We start from the raw sequence: 19,134 nt of genomic DNA on the forward strand, positions 1-19,134 counted from the left end.
GACATTAAAACCTAATTCATCTAGTTTTTATTGCAGTAATTGAATGATGCAGAGTGGGTTTAATGAAAGTAATTAAGCATGATGTGAATTTGGGGGATCTACCTTACTTCGATTCTCAGTGTTCTAGTGAGCAGGTCTTGCGAGTTATTGCTTTCCATAAGGATCGTGAAGTCCCTAGCTTTCCACGACTACGTTCGTTAACTCGAATCCATGATGTTCTTGAGATGAATCTATTTTTGGAGCATCGCTACAAAGGGCTATTTATGCCGCCAAAGCGAGCCAATAAAACCAATAACCTTGGCGGTGTTAGCGTGCTTACACTGAGTTCAACGGCGTATTCGTTAAGCATTTTTTTGGCGTGGCTTGAAGAAAATAATGTGGCTTGGCAAGAGGTGATCGCCGTTGCTTCGTCTGAAAAAGCTAAATATTGGCTCCCTGTGTACCGCTTTCGTAAGCATTTGATTGAACGAGTACAGGCTAAGGAAATTGGTCGAGACTCAGCCAATTTGTATATGAATCATATTCGTCAGTTTTATGAGTGGGCACTCAAGCAGCGTCGTATCGATAAAATCCCATTTGAATACAAAACAAAAATTATCAAAAAGAAGCGCAAAGATGGCGATATTGACTTCCTTTTTGCTGGTCACTTTACCCAAGAACGAGGCATTACTGTGACAACTACCGATTTACTTATCCCCAAAAAATACAAGCAAAAAACCTTTAATCAAAACGAATTGGCACCGTATAGCCGTGAAGAGTTGGAATTGCTCTACGGAAGTCAGGAGTTAATGAAACCAGCCTCAAGACTGTGGGTTGAACTGGCGCATCAGTGTGGTTTGCGAGCCGATGAGGTCGCCACCTTTCCTGCCTCGGCAGTCAAAGACCCTACGCTTATCTCCGATAAAATCTTTTATGTGGAAATCACGGGTAAGCTGAGTAAAACCAGAAAGGTCATGGTATCGAGTGCGCTTATGGCAAGTTTATGGGGGTATCTAAACTCGACTGAGCGACAACGTCGTTTGGGTAAATGGCAGCTAGAGTACGGTGAAAGTAATACCGCACCACTGTTTATTAATCGCTCTGGTAGGCCAATGATTGCAAAATCAGTCAGTAATGTGATTTCCAAAGTGCGAGCTGGATTAGATGGAAAAACGCTAGAGAGAGACTTTCACGATCTCCGCTCTACATTTGCTACCAACCTTGCCAAGTTCATGCTTAAGCAAAACCTGCCCATTGGTTTTATTCAATACAAGTTGATGCAGTTGCTTGGACACAGTGATTTTTCGACGACGCAGAAGTACATCAATTTTGCGCGTTCAGAAACCTTCGATAAGCAAATGTCGAATTGGGTCGATAAGTTGTTTGGTGAACATTTACCGAGCCTACATGGTGACTTACAGGCAATTCAACAAGGTGGTGCTAATGAGTGAAGTTATACTTGAACTGCCTGTTGGCAATACCAATATCACGGATTTATTCCACTTTTCACCTGCTTTAGTGGATGACTTAAAGCAGATCTTAGCCAGTGAACGCTATCAAGGTAGAAAAGGACATAACTTACGTTCAATGTCTGCACGATTTCGAGTGGTCTTGATCGCATGTCGATTTATTATCGCCAACGAAACCAATGCGTATACGCTCAAGCAAGGCTTTGATGCTTTTGTTAAAGATAACTATGCATTTTTGAAGTCTCTTTATAGAGGCGATATACGTACACACCTTTTTAAGGAGCTATTGCTGGCTGTGGGTGCATACAGAGGAACGCCAGTGCTCAAACATCATTATCAATCTGATTTGTGGGCGTTTTATTTTGAGGAACAAAATGTTTGGCGACACATTGATAGTGCAGATTTAAAAGAGGCAATGCCGAGAACCCACGGTGAAATGACGGCACTACTAGACAGTGAAATTGAATTATTGGGGCAAAAAAACTACAACATAGAGACGCTTCATACTCGATTCACCAAAGCCAGACGTTTGTTACGAGAGCGTTTAGCTCCCAAGTTTAAAGCAGAATTTGAGCAGCATGGCTTGCAAGCATTCAGTGTCGATAACAATCGTATTCAAAAATCACTGTTACAAGCCATTCAAAATGATGTTCAGCAGAAGAAAATCTCGATTAGAACAGGCACAGGCTACTTTGAAGTTGTGCGATGGTTGATGGAGGTTACAGGGCAAGAATTTGTGGATGCCTATCGTATCACTATGCAGCGTTATCAAACCCATGCTAAACGCGAGTCACTGGAAAAAACCTACAGTGATGAAGAACTCATAGAATTAGTTTACCACTTAGAACAAGCTATCGAACAGGCACAAAATAGTAAACAACGAGTCACGTTGTACTTTGCCAAAATTCAGCTTAAAACTTGTTGGAATATTGCACCTATGTGCGCAATTGAGCTGTCGGACATTAAGGAAATCGAATTACCCACCTCAAAAAAAACGATGGCGATCATGCTGCAAAAAGCTCGCAAAGGGTACGACATAGATACCTACCATTTAGATGGGCGTACGGTGAACAGTGTGATGCAAGATTTGTTGCAAGTGAAAGCGTTGACTGAGCAATACAGAGAGGCTAACTCTCCATTGCAATCACTCCTGTTTGTCTATGACGAATACGGTGAGATCGGGTGCATTAAAGGCACAAATGCGACAACTTATATCAACGCATTGCTTGAAGCTCAAGGGTGCAGTGTACGCTACAACTCACAGCGCATTCGTAAGTCTGGTGCAAACTATATTTATCGTGAAGTGGCGAAAGACTTACGCAAATATAAAAAGCGGATGCGCCATTCATTCTCGACATTCCTCAAGCACTATAAACAGATAGAAGAAGCCGATATTCACGCCACTCTAGGGGAAGCGGTGCAAACTATGCAGAACTACTTCACTGGTCGAGAAATTAGTTCCGAAATCATCATTATTGATAAAGACAACCAGCATTTGCAACAGACCCCTACGGGCTTGTGTGCATCAAAAGGGAATGATCCTGAAGCACTGCAATATCACAAAGAACATAGATATTTGCATCAGAAAACTGGGCGTGATTCGGCATGGTGTAGCGATTATTTAGCGTGTATTTGGTGTAAATATTTTCGCACTGTTGCCGATCCCGATCATGTTTGGCAGCTCTTGAGCTATCGAGATTATGTTCTAGCGGATATGAGCGCGAGTGTGTCCAATCTAGAGGGCAACGAGCAACAAAAAGAAGCGATAGAAATATTGAATAATCGCGTGAATGATATTTTACGTCAACTGGGTACTAGAAACCCCCAAGCAGTCGAGCAAGCGGAAGAAATGCAACGAAATCAAGGTATGCATCCATTCTGGTCATTTGCAGTATCTACAGTCGCAATATAGGTAAAAACAGAATGATACATGATGTCTTAGAAGAGGTTTTAGCGATAGATGGTGCTATCAAATTACAGCCATATTCCGTAGAGAAATATCAACGTTTAGCTTCTATCGTTTTGTGGCAAGTTCATCGAAATACAGGAGCGAAAGTAAGCTGTTTTCGTGATGACTCTTGGCTGAGAAATGGTGAAAAGGAATCCATAACATTTCATAATGCTTCTGATGAGTTTAAATATGAACTAAAAGCATTAACGCTTGGAATGCTCACTCATGGAGCAGGTGAAGGTATGCTTCCTGTTAAGTGGGGGACAACTAAGAGAATTATTCGCTGTAGTAAACGCTTCATTCTATGGCTACAAAAGCAAAATATTCGTTCACTTCATCAGTTAGATACACTGCCGCTACTTCGTTTAAGGCATCTTCTTGCGAAATATTTAACTGACATGAACGCTTCGAAGCATATTCATATTGCCCAAGAGATAGCGAGTTCCCTCTATTGGTGGCAAAAATACAGTATTGTGAATAAAGTTGAGGTGATAGCACTATTTAATGAGTTATTGAGTCCCCTAATTGCCCGTAAAGCCGCATTGCGCCACAAACATGCCGTGATTCCAACTCGGATTATGAAATTAATATTAAAAGAGTGCGAGAAACAGCTTGATGTAGCCGAAGTGTATTTTGAAGGATGGCAGTCAATTCAAAACACTTTGACAGATAGAATTCCTGCCCTGGCACCTTGGCATTTCAAAAACAGCACTTTTATTGATGGATTGAGTACAGAGGAAATGGAGGATTTAGATGAGTTACATCCTCCTTTCGATACAATTCGTCGGTATGCATTCGTGCTGATACTCGCTTATTCTGGCATGAGGCATAGCGAGGTAATGGCGCTTGAAGATAATTCAGCGTTTAGCCGTGGTGGTGTTTTTTATTTACGTTCGTCACTATCTAAAACTACTGATGGCACTCAGTATTTAGAGTGGGTTGTAAGTGAACACGCATATCGTGCTGTTAAACTAATTGGCAAGATGAACGCTATTTATCGTTATCGCGCCCAAGAATTGGTGCGTCATCACGCCAGTTCATTGCCTAAAAAGCGGGTTCAAGATCTTCAATTTGGAATAAAAGATAATAAGTTGTTTCGAGTTAAGCATACAAGACAATCTGCGTGGTTCAGCAATCAAACTAAAGCAACTAAGAACGGATTTAATAATATAAATACGTTGTTTAACATCCCCGTGGAGGAAGCTGATATTGAGCAGTTAGAGGCTCTAGGATGTAATGTTCAATCTATTTCTGCGAGTAGTCCGAAATTTCGCTTACCTTACCAAGTCGGCATTCCTTTTAACTTTACTTCACATCAATTTAGACACACGTTTGCTTGGTTCATTGTTGCCAACCGCTTAGGCGATCTTGATGACATTAAATACAATTTCAAGCACTTAGAAAACAGTATGACGCTAGTTTATAGTCATCGTGGCTATGACACTATGGCTGAATTGGTGCGTTTAACCGAAAGCTTTGAGGCTTATCTAATCGAACAAGCTATGACTGATATGGTGAGTGCAGCAGAGCAAGGTCACTTAGCTGGTAGAGGTGGTGAGAAATTTGTCGAAAGGCTGAAACTGGTTCTCGGAGATGACTTTGAAAGTGGCTCTTCCCCCCATTTCGCCAATATGCAGGAATTGTTGGCGTACACCGCTAAGCACTCTTCTAATTTTCGAGGGTTATCTCATGGATACTGCACCAAAGGTATTGGTTGTAAAGTCCGTAATGCAGCAGACCCAAGCCATTGCATCAACTGTGACTCCTATATCGCAACTCCAAAGCATTTACCTCATTGGCTTGTAATAAAGCAACGCTGTGAGCAGCAGCTATCAGCGTTTGAGCGATTCCCCACAGAAATGCAGCCAAGATTCGCATCGTTTAAAGGTGCGCTCACCGATAACTTACATGCGGCAAATCAAATCATTGCACAGTTACAAATCAACATTAAGGAAGCCTAATAGGAATGGAAACAAGACAGCAACTTGAAGCCATTGTGACCGAGATGATTGCAACAGGCGAAAAGATAAACGTGAGCCGAGTAGCAGCAAAAGCAGGTGTTTCTAATGCTCTTATTTACAATCGTTATCCAGAGTTAAAAGTGCGTATTCAAACGGCGAAAGAAACACAACAAAGCCGAAAGCAACAGGTTGAAGCAACGACCGAAGCCGAAAAACTGAAGTCTCAACTCGATAAAGCTAAGAAAACGCAGGAAGAAGCCGAGTTGATGGCATGTTCGTACCAAAAACAAAACGAGCAACTTTGGGAGCACATCCAACAGGTTTATGCGATGTATGACCAAGTGCTAGTAGAGCGAAATGACTTTGCTGAACGTTTGAAGTTTATGAAGTAACAAATTCCCTTAATTCATCCTGCTAGAGCAATAATTCAGAGTTAATTATCATCTAAAACTGTTACAAGCCTAAATGCCTTGTATCTATTGGGAGTAACAGTTTTAGTAACACCCCTAAAATTCCATTATCTATACCCCTGCTGAAGTGGTGCGTCTGCTGGTGGAAATTCTTGAGCCAGCTGAAGGCATGGAAATCTACGATCCGACCTGTGGTTCGGGCGGTATGCTAATCCAAAGCCGCAACTACGTGCAGGAAACGGGCGGTAACGTTAAGAAAATTCACCTGTTTGGCCAAGAAGACAATGGCGGCACCTGGTCTATCTGTAAGATGAATATGATCTTGCATGGAACAGGTGGCGCAGACATTGAAAATGGTGACACGCTAGCCACACCGCTGCACCGAACCAAAGATGGTGAACCTCGTCCTTTCGATCGCGTGATTGCTAACCCGCCGTTTTCACAAAACTATAAGAAAGCGGATATGCAGCTCAAAGAACGCTTTAACACCTTTATGCCAGAGTCTGGCAAGAAAGCGGACTTGATGTTTGTGCAACACATGGTGGCTTCACTCAAAGCCAACGGTAAAGCGGCTGTGGTGATGCCTCATGGCGTATTGTTCCGTGGCGCAGAAGAGCGTACTTGCCGTCAAGACTTCATTGAGCGCGGCATTCTTGAAGCCGTGATTGGCCTGCCGCAAGGCTTGTTCTACGGTACGGGCATTCCTGCCTGTGTGTTGGTGTTGAATAAAGCAGGGTGTAAAAACCGTGACTCAGTGCTGTTTATTAACGCTGACCGTGAATATCGTGAAGGCAAAAACCAAAACAGCTTACGCCCTGAAGATATTGAGAAAATCACCAGCGTCTATAAAGCCATGCTGGAAGCTGAAGAGCACCCTGGCGTCGAAAAATATGCGCGTTTGGTTCATAAAGACGAACTCAAGCGTGAAGATTACAACCTCAATATTCGCCGCTATGTCGATAACAGCCCAGCACCTGAGTCTCAAAACGTTAAAGCACACTTAAACGGCGGTATTCCAACCAAAGAAATTGATGCGCTGCAAAGCACTTGGAGCGATTATCCAGGCTTGCAAGAAAGCCTGTTCGTTCCACGTGCTAACAACGAGTTCCAAGACTTTGCTGATGAGTTTGAAGCCTTGTCATCGCTCAAACCACATATTGAAAACTTCCCAGCGGTACTGAAAAAACATGCGGATTTCCAAGCCGCGTTGGATGATTGGAAACAAAACTTTGCTGGCTTTGAAGCGTTAGGCGACATAAAGCTCGGCGATGAAGGTGTATTTGCTCTGCGCCGTGAATCGCTGAACACCATTGAAAAGCACCTAATGCCGATCAACCTACTGAACCAATACAAAGTGCGTGGCGCATTGGCAGATTGGTTTAAAACCCTGGAAGCGGATTTTAAATCTGTTGCTGCAAGTGGCTGGAATGCTGAGCTTATTCCTGACGAAGTGCTGTTTGCCAGCCAGTGCGCCGATGTGGTGGAAGAGCTGGAGACCAAACAGGCGCGTATCAGCGAACTACAAGCCTTTGTGGATGCAGCCGATGAAGAGGACTACGAGCCGACCGATGAAAACCCTGCGTTGCCATCTCAATATGTTAAACAGCTGAAAGACGGCCTGAAAGATCAGAAAGCGACAATCAGTACTAGCCTTGCAGTGCTGAAGGCCCAAATAAAAGATGCGTTCACCCAGCTGAAAAACAGTGCAGAACTTCCAAAAGGCACTAAGCAAGGGGATTTTGCCAAAGGGCTGACAGGCAAAGAGCTGAACTTCGCAGTCCATAGCGAGATCCTTGCGCTTGCGGATGAACTCGGCGTTCAGTTAGATAACCTTGAGCTGATCAAAGAGCACGCGCGAAAAGGTGCAGTTGCTGCGGCTGAAGCAACAGCGATTGAAGCCAAGCTGGCAGCACACAAAGCGCTGGAAGATGAGTTGAGGCAGCTGAAAGCGGAAATCAAGGATACCGAAAAACGCCGAGATGAACTGCTTGAGGCTGCTCGTGACGCAATTACACCAGAACAGGCGAAAGTACTGATTCTGGACCGGTTCAAAACTGAGCTGGATCGCCAATACCAAAGTTATGTGCGTGCCTTGTTGCTTGACCGTATCGCTGCAATCGAGAACCTACATCGCAAGTACCAAGTTACCGCCAAAAGCATCATTGCCAAACGAGAGCAGGAAGCGAGCAAATTAGCTGGCTTTATGAAGGAGCTGGGCTATGAGTGATTCAAAGCTTCCAGCAGGATGGAGTAAAAAGCCCTTGGGAGCTTTGGTTAGTTTCCAAAAAGGTAGGAAAACAGACACGTCAAAAAATGCTCTTAATGGTTATGCCCGCTATTTAGGAGCGTCAGGTTTGTCTGGTAAGGATGATGGCTTCGCGGATATGGCTGGAGCGGTCATTGCTGAACCTAGTGATCTGTTGATGCTTTGGGATGGTGAGCGTTCTGGTCTGGTTGGGTACATGCAACAAGGCGTTGTCGCTTCTACTGTGTCACGACTAACACCAACAGATGAAATCGACTCAGCTTATTTATATTACAAGCTGGTTAGTTTATTTGATTGGATTCAAGCTCGTCGCACTGGTACGGGGGTTCCCCATGTCCCTAAAGATCTAGGAAAGATACTAGATATCATCTATCCGAAAGATAAGAGTGTTCAAAGAAACATCGCAACTATTTTACGTACCATCGACAACCAAATCGACGCCACACAAGCCCTTATCGACAAATACACTGCTATCAAACAAGGCATGATGGCCGACTTGTTTAGCCGAGGTATCGACCCAGAAACCAAAGCCCTTCGCCCAACGTTTGAAGAAGCGCCTGAGCTTTATCATAAAACGCCTTTGGGGATGTTACCGAAAGGGTGGAAAGTTATTGAGTTAGAAAACCTGCTGGATGATGTGACCACTCCAATGCGAAGTGGGCCATTCGGTAGTGCTCTGTTGAAAGAAGAATTGGTCAGTGAAGGCATTCCCTTATTAGGTATAGATAATATCTTTGTTGAGCGATTCAAGGCAAGCTATAAGCGCTTTGTTACTGAGCGGAAGTTTAGAGAATTATCTCGTTATGCCGTTCGAGAAAGAGACGTGGTCATTACGATAATGGGAACTGTCGGAAGATCGTGCGTTATTCCCGAATCCATAGGGCTGGCTTTATCGTCTAAGCATTTATGGACAATGACGTTTGATAAGGAGCAAATATTACCTGAACTAGTTTGTTGGCAATTGAACCATTCGCCTTGGGCTGAAAGTTGGTTTAGGCGTGAGTCACAAGGGGGGGTTATGGATGCAATCCAGTCTCAAACGCTCAAAAAACTGAAACTAGTAGTTCCCATGCCAGCGGAGCAAAATACGATCTATGAACGTTATGAAAATTTAAATAATCATATTGAAGTTAATCAGACCTCATTGGACAAGCTGATGCTTCAAAAGGCTGGCCTAATGCAGGACCTTTTAACAGGCAAAGTCCCAGTACCCGCATAACAAAAAATAAGAAAATGGCAGCAGGTAAAAGCCTCGCTGCCTGCAATAAGGATATCAAACAATGTCAGAGTACCAATTAGTTGAAAAGCCGCTGCTAAATCAGCTTAAAAGCATGGGCTGGGATGTGACGGATTTAGGGCAGGGTGTGCCGACCGACCCAACCACCAGCTTTCGCAGCTCTTTTCGTGAAGTCATCTTAAAAGACATTTTTAAAACCGCAGTACATCGCATCAACACCACTGATGATGGTAAGCCGTGGCTGACGGATAGCCAACTCGATGTCTTGCTCGATGATGTCACCGACTTTGGTACTCACAAGTTGCTGGCGGCCAATGAGGAGTTTATTGGCCGTCTACACAAATGGCAACTTGACCGTAACGAGCTGACCGGCGAAGAAGACCCTGTTGTGAAACTGATTGATTTTGATAATTGGAAAAACAACACCTTCACTGCCATCAATCAGTTCCGTGTTGATACCCCAGGGTTGGGGAAAGAGCACATTCGCCCTGACATTGTATTGTTCGTCAACGGCCTGCCGCTGGTGGTGATTGAGTGTAAAGAGCAGTCACAGCATTGCTGCAACCCAATGGCTGCAGGCATTGACCAATTGCGCCGCTATGCAGACTTGCGCGAGCCCGAACACAGTAAACTGCGCGAAGGTGAACCCGCTCTGTTCTTTACCAACCAGTTGATGGTCAGCACCTACGGTGATGATTGTAAAGTGGGCACCATCACCTCGAATGAAGATTACTACTTCAACTGGAAAACTATCTACCCCGATACTGAGCCCTATATTGCACCGGAAATCGGCACCCATCGCAGCCAGGAAAAGCTTGTTCAGGGCATGCTTCACCCACAAAGACTGCTTGATATCACTCGTTGTTTTACCCTGTTTATGGATACCGACAACGGCCCACGTGTGAAAGTAATTTGCCGATACCAGCAATTTCGCGCGGTGCAAAAAATCCTTGAGCGTATGGAGCAGGGCGAAACGGGGATTCAACGTTCAGGCGTGGTTTGGCATACCCAGGGAAGCGGAAAAAGCCTGACCATGGTGTTCTTGGTGCGTAAGCTTCGTCGCCATCCTGAGCTGAAAAGCTACAAAGTGCTGATGGTCAACGACAGAAATGATCTTGAAGAGCAGCTCACTAATACAGCGGCTTTAATTGGTGACAAGGTCGTTGTCATTAAAAATACGAGAGATGCGAAGGCGGAGCTTGCAAACGATACGTCAAATACCAATATGGTGATGGTGCATAAGTTTCGCGAGCAAGACAGTGGTTTCCTACCAGAATCTGTGCGTAAGCTTTTGTCTAAACAGCTAGCGGAAGCGCAAGAAGCCGGTGATGTTGAGCGTATCGAAGAACTAGAGTCAGACTTTGATGCCGAGATCGTCATGCATCAGCCTTTCGGGGTGATCAATGAAGGCGAAAAAGTCCTGATCTTAGTGGATGAAGCGCATCGTACGCAGCGGGGAGGTAAAGACCGTCCAAGCCTTTCAGATAACCTGTTTGATGCTTTCCCGAATTCCACCCGAGTGGCATTTACAGGAACGCCGCTCATCGCTGACCACCACACTTATCCAACCTGGAAGCGCTTTGGAGTCAATCAAGAAAAAGCCTATATCGACAAGTACAAACTTCAGGATGCCGTCGATGATGGTGCGACGTTAAAAATTCTCTACGAAGGCAAAACCGCAGAAAGTGCGATTTACGATAAAGCGGGGTTTGATACCAAGTTTGAAGATCTTTTTGCTGACAGAACGGAAGAAGAGCTGAGAGAGATCCGTAAAAAGTACGGTGCGGAAGGGGATATTCTTGAAGCAGAAAAGCGTATTGAGGAAATTGCTGAGGATCTAGTAAAACACTACCTAAGACAAATCCTGCCAGCAGGGTTTAAAGCGCAGGTGGTGTGTTCTTCCAAGCAAGCGGCTATTCACTATCAAACCTATATTGAAAAGGCACTAGCGAAAGAAATCGAGCTATACAGAAAGCAACCTGAGCAATGTATCGACAAAGCCTGGCTTGAACGTCTTGAGTTTTTGAAAACGGCGGTGGTGATTTCAAGTGATGACACCAATGAAGCAGCATCTTTCACATACGCCAGAAAGCAGGCTAAAGAGCTAAAAGCAGTCGATAACTTCAAGAAGAAGTTTGATCACAGCAAGCCAAATACCGGCGTCGCTTTCTTGATTGTCTGCGACATGCTGTTAACGGGCTTCGATGCGCCTATTGAACAGGTGATGTATCTCGACAAGAAACTGCGAGAGCATAATTTGCTGCAAACCATTGCCCGTGTAAACCGCACAGCGAAAGAGAAAAAACGTGGCTATATTGTCGATTATATTGGTCTTGCTCATCACTTGAGAGATGCACTGTCGATGTACTCTCAAGATGATCAAAACGACATCATGGAAAGTATGCAGAACATTGATAGCGAAATGCCGGTGTTGGAAAGTCGTTATCGTCGTTTGCTTCAGCTATTTTCCGAACTCGATGTTCACAATATCGAAGCATTTGTGAACCAGAAACTTAGTGTGGATGAGCACTATCAAGTGCAACTTCAGGCGATTGCTGTTTTAGAAGACCCTCGCCAGCGTGACAGTTTCAACGTGTTCTTGAAGAAGTTTCTTCAGAGCATGGACATTATCATGCCGAACTCCTTGGCAGATCCTTACAAAACGCCGATGTACCAGTTTGTGCATATTCAAGCGAAAGCGCGTCAACGTTATCAAGATGACAGCATGAGCTTCCAAGGTGTGGGCGCAAAGATTCGCCATCTAGTAAATGAACACCTGATTAGTCTTGGTATTAACCCCAAAGTTGAGCCTATCGACTTGTTCAGTGATGCGTTTATGACCCACATGGGAAAAGAGCCGGACTTACAAGCGCAAGCGAGTGAAATGGAACACGCCATTCGTAAGCACTGCAAAGTCAATGCGGATGATGACCCAGTTTTCCACAAAAAAATGAGTGAGAAGCTGGATGAGATAATAAAAAAGCACTCTGGCAACTGGGAAAAGATGATCCTAGAGCTGAGTGCTTTGCGAGATGAAATCGATGCGGGGCGCGGGCCTAACGCTCAAATCTCCGACCCATTCTTTGATCTGATTGTCAGCATTGCATTCCCAGATGGTGAGCCTGTTAAGCCTCTGGACAAGGTAAAAGCCTGTGTCGACGCCATTATGGAAGAGCTAGGCGAAAACATCAGTAGCTTAGACTTCTGGGAGCGTGAGGACCTAGTGTCTGAGTTGAGAGGGCGCATCAAAAAACGCTTTATTCTCAGCAAAGTACCGCAGATGAAAGACGCGCGTGAACAGCTAACGATAGAGGTGGTAGCCCTGGCGCGTAGACGGGAGCAAATGCTTTTATCTGATCATGAGCTGACCATCAAAATTGAGAGGCTCATAGACGCGATAAAAGAACTAAAGCTAACAGGAACAGAGGAAGGCGATCGAAGAATACTGGATATGCTGAAGTATTCGGTATGTGGTACGGAGCTTTATTTAGCAAGTGAACTTGAGCAGTACGAACAGTTTATCCGAGTGGCCTCCGTGACTGTCAGAACTGACATCGACGTTCCCAATGCGCCTGAAGCTCCCTCATCAGACAGTAGCATGCCTTATGAAGTGAGAATTGAATACGACCTAATGTCAGCGCTCTCTCAAGAGGCTCTTTCAGACATTGTTTCTGCTCTTCAAGATGAATTAACAGTTGACGGGCTTGGGGCTCCTATCATTGCTTTAAAGCAGACCAGAAGAGGGAGCCAAGATTTCGATCTTGTAGCATTCTTTCAAGTGTCAATTGCGCAGGGGATCATCGGTTATATTGCTATAGCTGCCTTTAAGCAGCTTCTAAAAAGAGTCGCTGAACTTCCTCAAATGTTACCCGGTGCGATGGAAAAAAGCCGAGTCAAGAGAGAACGAATTGAGCCAACTTACAATGCGTTCGAAGTGAGATCGCAAAAGGAACTTGAGGAAGCAGTTGAAGAACGGAAAAAATTGAATAAAGAGCAGTTGCACTAACATGCAATACAAAGATATCAAATACAGCTTGAAACAAAGCAAGCGGAAAACCACCAGCATTCTTATCGAGCGGGATGGAAGTGTTACTGTGCTTGCACCTGAAAGCTACGATATGGAAAAAATAGAGAGTATCGTTGAGGAAAAACGCAGTTGGATTTATCGCAACCTTGCAGAGTGGGAAGATCTTAACCGCACCAAAGTTGAACGTGAGTTCGTGAGTGGTGAGGGCTTCCCCTACCTGGGCTGCAATTATCGCTTAAAGCTGGTGGACGAGCAGAAAGAAGACTTGATCCTGAAAAATGGTTACTTCCTCATGCGCCGTGATAAAGCGGAATACGGCAGCGAGCTATTCAAATACTTCTATCGCACCAAAGGGCTATCTCGTATTAGTAAAAGAGTAGAGCATTTCGCCCCAAAGCTAGGAGTGGATTATCGTGCCATCCGAGTCATGGAGCTTCAGCACCACTGGGCCTCTTGCTCACCAAAGGGCGACCTCAACTTTCATTGGCGTTGCCTGATGGCACCACTCGCTGTTCTTGATTACATCGTGGTGCATGAGCTAGCACATCGCATTGAGCCAAATCATAGTGCTGCTTTTTGGAACCTCGTCGATAAAATTATGCCGGACTACCAAAAACATGTTTCTTGGTTGAAGCATAATGGTGCGGGGATGGATCTTTGATTTGAAAGGAACAGAATGACTTAGTTCCTAACGGCAACGAAAGATGTTAAGGATTGATAATGATAAACACTATATATCGCCTGTTGCTGACATTTAACGCTACTTCATTGTTAGTAATCATTTTCCTGGTTCAAAAAACGTTCACATTGGGACACTTTTTCCCAGAAGTCCCTAGTTTGGTAGGGATGCCAAACTACGTGTCGTATTTGGGATACTTATCTGTACCTGTTCTTCTCACGGGGATAAGTATCCGTCTGAGCTCATGTTTGGGAAAGGATGAGTTCACACCGGATGAAATTGAGAGTGTTGAGCATGCAAATAATAGCTTTCTTCCGAGCTATCTCGGTTACTTTTTCGTCGCGTTGAGTGTTGGCAATTGGGAAACACTTGGGTTTGTTTATGGCGTATTGTTTGTGTTCACATTTTTATCGCAAGCTTTGTATTTCAACCCGTTGTTCTTGCTTTTTGGCTTTGAGTTCTACAATATCAACACAAAAAATGGGACATCTATCTTCTTGATAAGTAAATATAAATACAAAAAGCCTTGTGAGGTGGATGTCCCAGTGGCAAACCGAATTAATAATTACACGTTTATCGAACGAGGTGGCAATGGATCACGTGTTGGCGAAGGTTAAAAACTCACGTAAAAAGCCATACTTTAAGCTCATATCTGATCGTGGTTTGTTTGACGATGTAGGGGTTAATGTTGATACCTGCGTACCTTACAGCCCAGACCATAATCTAGATGAAGATGCTTGGTTTAAAGTCGAAAATTTTAGTGGGCAGCCTTTCTTCCTTGAGATTTTGAGGACTCCCTTCGACTCGAAAGATTTTGACGATCTTGTGAAAGCCCAGTTTGGCAAGATTGGTTTCATTTTCTCCGTGCAGAATGGTGACTTCTATTTTCAAAAAGTTACCCCCTCATTGTTTGTAAAACGTAAAACGATCGCTTTTGGTGAGGTGGCAACAATCGAGCAGGATGCAGCTCGCTTAGTGATTAACCCAGACCCTGATGCCATTTATTTTTCACAAACGGATACTCTCGTATTTACCAACCTTGCTACAATTTCGAGTATTTTCAAGGGCATCGACGTACTGTACAAAGAGGCAACTGAACAAGAGGTTGAAGACTTCTTGAACGAAGACTTTATCGAGCTGTCACCTGGTTACAGTTTGGATAAAGTGTCGAAGCCAAATAGGAAGAGAATTAGCTTGGCGATGGATACTCTAAACGCTCTAGAGCCTGAGCAAAGAACCCAAATGCTCACGTATATTGATGCTTACTGTGATGAGAAGCTGAAATACGACAAAACCTCAGGGAAGTTTGAAATCAATACTGATGACGAATTGAAGCTACTGCTCTACGGGATTGAACAACGTTTTTATACAACGCCTCTCAGTAAAGAAAGGCGTTTAGCAAACTCAGTTCAGTCGATGGATTAAATTACTTTCAACTGCTTAGTCCCAGTTACAGATAGGCTACCTTTGGCGGCCTCTTCGATATGCCCGCTCCACCAGCTCATCATAGGACGACGGCGTTCAAGGTAGTCAGTACGGTTATAAGCACTACGTACTTGGTTGTCATCAACGTGTGCCAATGATGTTTCGATTAAGTCACGGTCAAAGCCTTGTTCATTGAGTGTGGTACTCGCTAGAGAGCGTAGACCGTGGCTAACTAATCTTCCTGCAAATCCCATACGTTTTAGGGCCATATTTGCCGTTTGGCTGTTACATGGTTTCTTCGGATCGCGATCTGAAGGAAAGATAAATTCACGATGGCCGCTTATCGGCTTCATCACTTCCAATAGCGCCAGTATTTGCTCTGTGAGTGGGATGCGGTGCTCTCTTCTTTTTTTCATTCTCTCGGCTGGTATGGTCCATATTTTTTCTTCCCATTCAATCTCATCCCATCTAGCGCCTGCGGCTTCAGAAGGACGTGTCATAGTGTGAAGTTGCCACTCAATTAAACAACGAGTAGTACGCTTTATACTAGCATTGGCGATAGCTCCCATGAGCTCTGGTAACTCATCTGGTGCTAGTGCTGCCATGTTTTCTTTTTTGGGCTTTTTGAAAGCGGCTCGAATACCTGTTAATGGATTCGCTTTAACAAGACCACAGTTTGCCGCGTAGTTCATTATTTCGTTTAAGCGTTGAGATAAGCGTTTAACCGTCTCTAAACTGCCTTTTGCTTCGATAGGTCTAAGTAGATCAATAACGAGTGGGGCATCGATATCTTTTACTGGTGTATTCGCTATTTGCGGAAATACATGTAGTTCTAAAGAACGCCAGATATCATCGGCATAGTTTGGTGTGACACTTTCTTTTTTTCTTTCAAACCACTCTTTAGCTAAGTTGAGTAATGTGTCTTCAAGCTCTTTTTGCATTTCAGAAAGCTTTGAATCTCTGGCTTCTTTAGGATCAATGCCATCAGCAACAAGCTCCCTTGCTTCTATTGTCTTTTTACGGGCATTAGCGAGAGATAACTCAGGGAAAGCACCTAAACCCATGTTGATGCGTTTTTTAGTAATAGGGTGGCGGTAGTTGAAGTTCCACAACCGAGAACCATTTGTCCTAACTCGTAGCTGTAAACCGTCGCCGTCTGAAAGAACATAATCCTTCTCTTTAGGCTTTGCGTTGGTAATAGCTTTACTTGTTAGTCTAGTTGCTCTGGTTCCCATTGGGTCAACTCCTCAAATAAATGGTATTCCAAATACTATCATTTATTGCTTGGAATACCACGTGGAATACCAAAAAGTATGGAAGGTAGAGAACGTTGTGGACGATAATGGACTATAAACTGTTGATTTTATTATGTTTCAGGCAAGAAAAAAGACGCCCTAGGACGTCTTTAAACTTATAATTGGTGGAGCTGGCGGGATTTGAACCCGCGTCCGAAAATCATTCATCATTGGTACTACATGCTTAGTCGATCTTTAATTTCACCATCAAACTGCGAACCGACACGCTATCTAATGGCTATCCTGAATTAATTTTAATGCTTTGTCTCTCAGGCGGGAGACGCGGCACGAGCTTGTTTGGGTTTGACTCTCTGTTATTCCCCGTCTTACGAGCGGAAGCTAGGGCAGAAAGGCTCTTGGCAGGTTATTAAGCTGCTAGTGCGTAGTTTTCGTCGTTTGCGACTATTTTTTTGCGGTTTGTTAACGAGGCCTACCGCACCTCGGCATGCACCTCAGACTGCAAAATTCCCGTCGAATCCTGAATCAGCCCCAAGGGTGTTGAAGCATAGTACCAGAAAAGCTGTGCCTGTCTAGTTCCATGCGTCTAAGTGGTCAAGATTAACGCAATGAACTCTTCATTACGCGTGCTTTCTCTCTTGCCCAATCTTTTTCTTTTAAATCATCACGTTTATCGTGAAGTTTTTTACCTTTCGACACGCCAATTTTAAGCTTGACCCATGAACGAGACCAATAAAGAGACAACGCCGTTAACGTCATACCTTCGCGGTTAATTCGCCCTGTGATATTGTCCAATTCGCGTCGGCTCAGTAATAATTTTCGAACACGAGTCGGGTTAGCGACAACGTGTGTAGATGCCTGTTGAAGAGGTACTATTGTCATTCCTGAGACAAAAGCTTCTCCGTCTCGCATGAAAACATAGCTTTCTGCAATATTGGCTTTGCCTTGACGAAGAGATTTTACTTCCCAGCCTTGGAGCTCTAGCCCTGCTTCTATTTCATCTTCGATAAAATATTCGTGGCGAGCTTTCTTATTTAAAGCAATGGTACTGCTACCAGCTTTTGAGTTTGATTTTTTCTTTACCATAATGGCGTCATTATACGGCTTGGTGTGAGCTTATGAAATCCTTTTATTTGCGTAGGATAAGAATAAAAGTAAAATTGTTACACACCTGACTCTTTAGGTGATGATGAGGAGTGAATATGAAGCAAGTCAGTCGTTCTGCTTTAGTGTCTTTTAGCGCAGAACAAATGTTTAATTTAGTGAATGACGTTGCTCGTTATCCTGAATTTTTACCTGGGTGTTCAGGTTCTCGTGTGATTGAGTCTTCTGAGCAGTCAATGGTCGCTTCTGTTGATGTGTCGAAAGCAGGGATTAGCAAAACATTCACAACATCAAATGTTTTGGTCACAGGTGAAGCGATTATGATGCATTTGGTTGATGGTCCTTTTAAGACATTAAGAGGCGGTTGGTACTTTACGGCACTTGATGAGCAAGCGTGTAAAGTCGAATTGAAACTAGAGTTTGAGTTTTCGAGCAAAATGATTGAGTTGGCTTTCGGAAAAATCTTTCATGAATTAACGAGCAATATGGTCAATGCGTTTACAAAACGAGCCAAGCAGGTGTATCAAGTATGAATATTGAGTCTGACATGATTCATGTTGAAGTTGTTTACGCACTACCTCATGAGCAGCGAGTGCTGAATTTAGTGGTGGATAAAAATTTAAATGTTCAGGAAATCATTGAAAAATCTGGAGTACTTGAATTATATCCAGAAATTGATTTAGCGAAAAATAAAGTTGGTGTATTTAGTCGCAATGTAAAGTTAGATGCACTAGTTAGAGATCGAGATCGTATTGAAATTTATCGGCCACTGCTTGCTGACCCTAAAGAGATTCGCCGTAAGAGAGCCGAGCAGGGTAGAGCGTCATAGCTACCCTAAATTTAGGTGAGTAAGATAGATATAAAAATAGGGTTCACTGTGAACCCTATTTTTATATCTATCTTATCAATCCGAGTTAGTTTATCCCTTCGAAAAACTGTTCGCTTGGGGAGAAGTCTCCAGCGACGTTAACCAAGGAACCAGAAGGATTAAAGTTCACAATCAGGTTTTTCTGTATAGAAGCTTTGTGGCCTTCGGTATGGTGATAAATGTAATACCACGTGTCAGGGTAACCATTTTCAACCAACATTGGAGAGCCCATGATATATCGAACTTGTTCCTTGGTCATTCCGAACTTAAGCTTATCTACCGCTTGTTGCTCTACATAATTACCTTGGTTAATGTCGATACGATATACCAGTTTTTCTGCCAACGAACACCCAGTTAGCATTGTGATAGCGAGTGGTACTGCTATTAACCATTTCTTTAACTGCATACTTAAATTCTTTGCTAATAAGTTTTAAAACTTGGCTGATAATAAACAAGCTCACGGCAGAAGTAAAAAGCTGACTGAACTACGAGCTAATTGAGACCG

Annotated in this window: 15 protein-coding genes and 1 other RNA gene; 12 read left to right on the forward strand and 4 right to left on the reverse strand. The window is 43.7% G+C overall.

The window, feature by feature from the left end; all coding sequences use genetic code 11:
• The first annotated feature begins 62 nt into the window (after positions 1 to 62).
• The 10 genes from AACW06_RS10890 to AACW06_RS10935 all read left to right on the forward strand — a co-directional run bounded on the left by AACW06_RS10890 (position 63) and on the right by AACW06_RS10935 (position 15,404).
• Positions 63 to 1,430, forward strand: coding sequence for a tyrosine-type recombinase/integrase (locus AACW06_RS10890; protein ID WP_192075069.1), 1,368 nt, complete (start codon positions 63 to 65; stop codon positions 1,428 to 1,430).
• Complete coding sequence (locus AACW06_RS10895; protein ID WP_192075070.1) at positions 1,423 to 3,360, forward strand: hypothetical protein; 1,938 nt, start codon at positions 1,423 to 1,425, stop codon at positions 3,358 to 3,360. Before AACW06_RS10890 ends, AACW06_RS10895 begins: the two co-directional genes overlap by 8 nt.
• A gap of 11 nt (positions 3,361 to 3,371) precedes the next feature.
• Positions 3,372 to 5,360, forward strand: a complete 1,989-nt coding sequence (locus AACW06_RS10900) for a hypothetical protein (RefSeq protein ID WP_192075071.1) — start codon at positions 3,372 to 3,374, stop codon at positions 5,358 to 5,360.
• Between the two features lie 5 nt (positions 5,361 to 5,365).
• Entirely contained in the window at positions 5,366 to 5,752 is a 387-nt protein-coding gene (locus tag AACW06_RS10905; RefSeq protein WP_192075072.1) for a hypothetical protein, read from the forward strand.
• A gap of 127 nt (positions 5,753 to 5,879) precedes the next feature.
• A complete protein-coding gene (locus AACW06_RS10910) occupies positions 5,880 to 7,997 on the forward strand; it encodes an N-6 DNA methylase (RefSeq protein ID WP_337923390.1) in 2,118 nt (705 codons plus the stop codon).
• A complete protein-coding gene (locus AACW06_RS10915) occupies positions 7,990 to 9,255 on the forward strand; it encodes a restriction endonuclease subunit S (protein ID WP_192075073.1) in 1,266 nt (421 codons plus the stop codon). Before AACW06_RS10910 ends, AACW06_RS10915 begins: the two co-directional genes overlap by 8 nt.
• A gap of 61 nt (positions 9,256 to 9,316) precedes the next feature.
• Positions 9,317 to 13,279 (forward strand): type I restriction endonuclease subunit R, encoded by a 3,963-nt coding sequence (locus tag AACW06_RS10920; RefSeq protein ID WP_238336679.1) that lies wholly within the window; start codon positions 9,317 to 9,319, stop codon positions 13,277 to 13,279.
• A gap of 1 nt (position 13,280) precedes the next feature.
• On the forward strand, positions 13,281 to 13,961 hold the full coding sequence (locus AACW06_RS10925; RefSeq protein ID WP_192075074.1) for a M48 family metallopeptidase: 681 nt from the start codon (positions 13,281 to 13,283) through the stop codon (positions 13,959 to 13,961).
• 59 nt (positions 13,962 to 14,020) lie between these two features.
• Positions 14,021 to 14,596, forward strand: a complete 576-nt coding sequence (locus tag AACW06_RS10930; protein ID WP_192075075.1) for a hypothetical protein — start codon at positions 14,021 to 14,023, stop codon at positions 14,594 to 14,596.
• Positions 14,571 to 15,404: an ATP F0F1 synthase synthase gene (locus tag AACW06_RS10935; RefSeq protein ID WP_192075076.1), complete on the forward strand. Its 834-nt coding sequence runs from the start codon at positions 14,571 to 14,573 to the stop codon at positions 15,402 to 15,404. The genes AACW06_RS10930 and AACW06_RS10935 overlap by 26 nt, the downstream gene beginning before the upstream one ends.
• On the opposite strand, the gene AACW06_RS10940 is transcribed toward AACW06_RS10935, so the two are convergent.
• The 3 genes from AACW06_RS10940 to smpB form a co-directional block, all read right to left on the reverse strand.
• Positions 15,401 to 16,639 (reverse strand): integrase domain-containing protein, encoded by a 1,239-nt coding sequence (locus AACW06_RS10940; protein WP_192075077.1) that lies wholly within the window; start codon positions 16,637 to 16,639, stop codon positions 15,401 to 15,403. The two genes, AACW06_RS10935 and AACW06_RS10940, sit on opposite strands and share 4 nt — an antisense overlap.
• Positions 16,640 to 16,822: 183 nt before the next feature.
• Positions 16,823 to 17,190, reverse strand: a transfer-messenger RNA (tmRNA) gene (gene ssrA / locus AACW06_RS10945).
• Positions 17,191 to 17,257: 67 nt separating this feature from the next.
• The gene (smpB, locus tag AACW06_RS10950; RefSeq protein WP_053310366.1) at positions 17,258 to 17,743 is read right to left on the reverse strand and encodes an SsrA-binding protein SmpB; all 486 of its coding nucleotides are present in this window, start codon (positions 17,741 to 17,743) and stop codon (positions 17,258 to 17,260) included.
• Positions 17,744 to 17,859: 116 nt separating this feature from the next.
• Here smpB and AACW06_RS10955 point away from each other — a divergent pair, with 116 nt between their 5' ends.
• Positions 17,860 to 18,294: an SRPBCC family protein gene (locus tag AACW06_RS10955; protein WP_192075078.1), complete on the forward strand. Its 435-nt coding sequence runs from the start codon at positions 17,860 to 17,862 to the stop codon at positions 18,292 to 18,294.
• The gene (locus tag AACW06_RS10960) at positions 18,291 to 18,590 is read left to right on the forward strand and encodes an RnfH family protein (protein ID WP_192075079.1); all 300 of its coding nucleotides are present in this window, start codon (positions 18,291 to 18,293) and stop codon (positions 18,588 to 18,590) included. The genes AACW06_RS10955 and AACW06_RS10960 overlap by 4 nt, the downstream gene beginning before the upstream one ends.
• An 85-nt stretch (positions 18,591 to 18,675) precedes the next feature.
• Here the strand turns inward: AACW06_RS10960 and bamE are convergent, their stop codons facing one another.
• Positions 18,676 to 19,035 (reverse strand): outer membrane protein assembly factor BamE, encoded by a 360-nt coding sequence (gene bamE, locus AACW06_RS10965; protein ID WP_192075080.1) that lies wholly within the window; start codon positions 19,033 to 19,035, stop codon positions 18,676 to 18,678.
• Between the last annotated feature and the right edge of the window lie 99 nt (positions 19,036 to 19,134).

Source organism: Vibrio sp. S12_S33 (assembly GCF_963889785.1).
GTDB classification, from domain to species: domain Bacteria; phylum Pseudomonadota; class Gammaproteobacteria; order Enterobacterales; family Vibrionaceae; genus Vibrio; species Vibrio aestuarianus.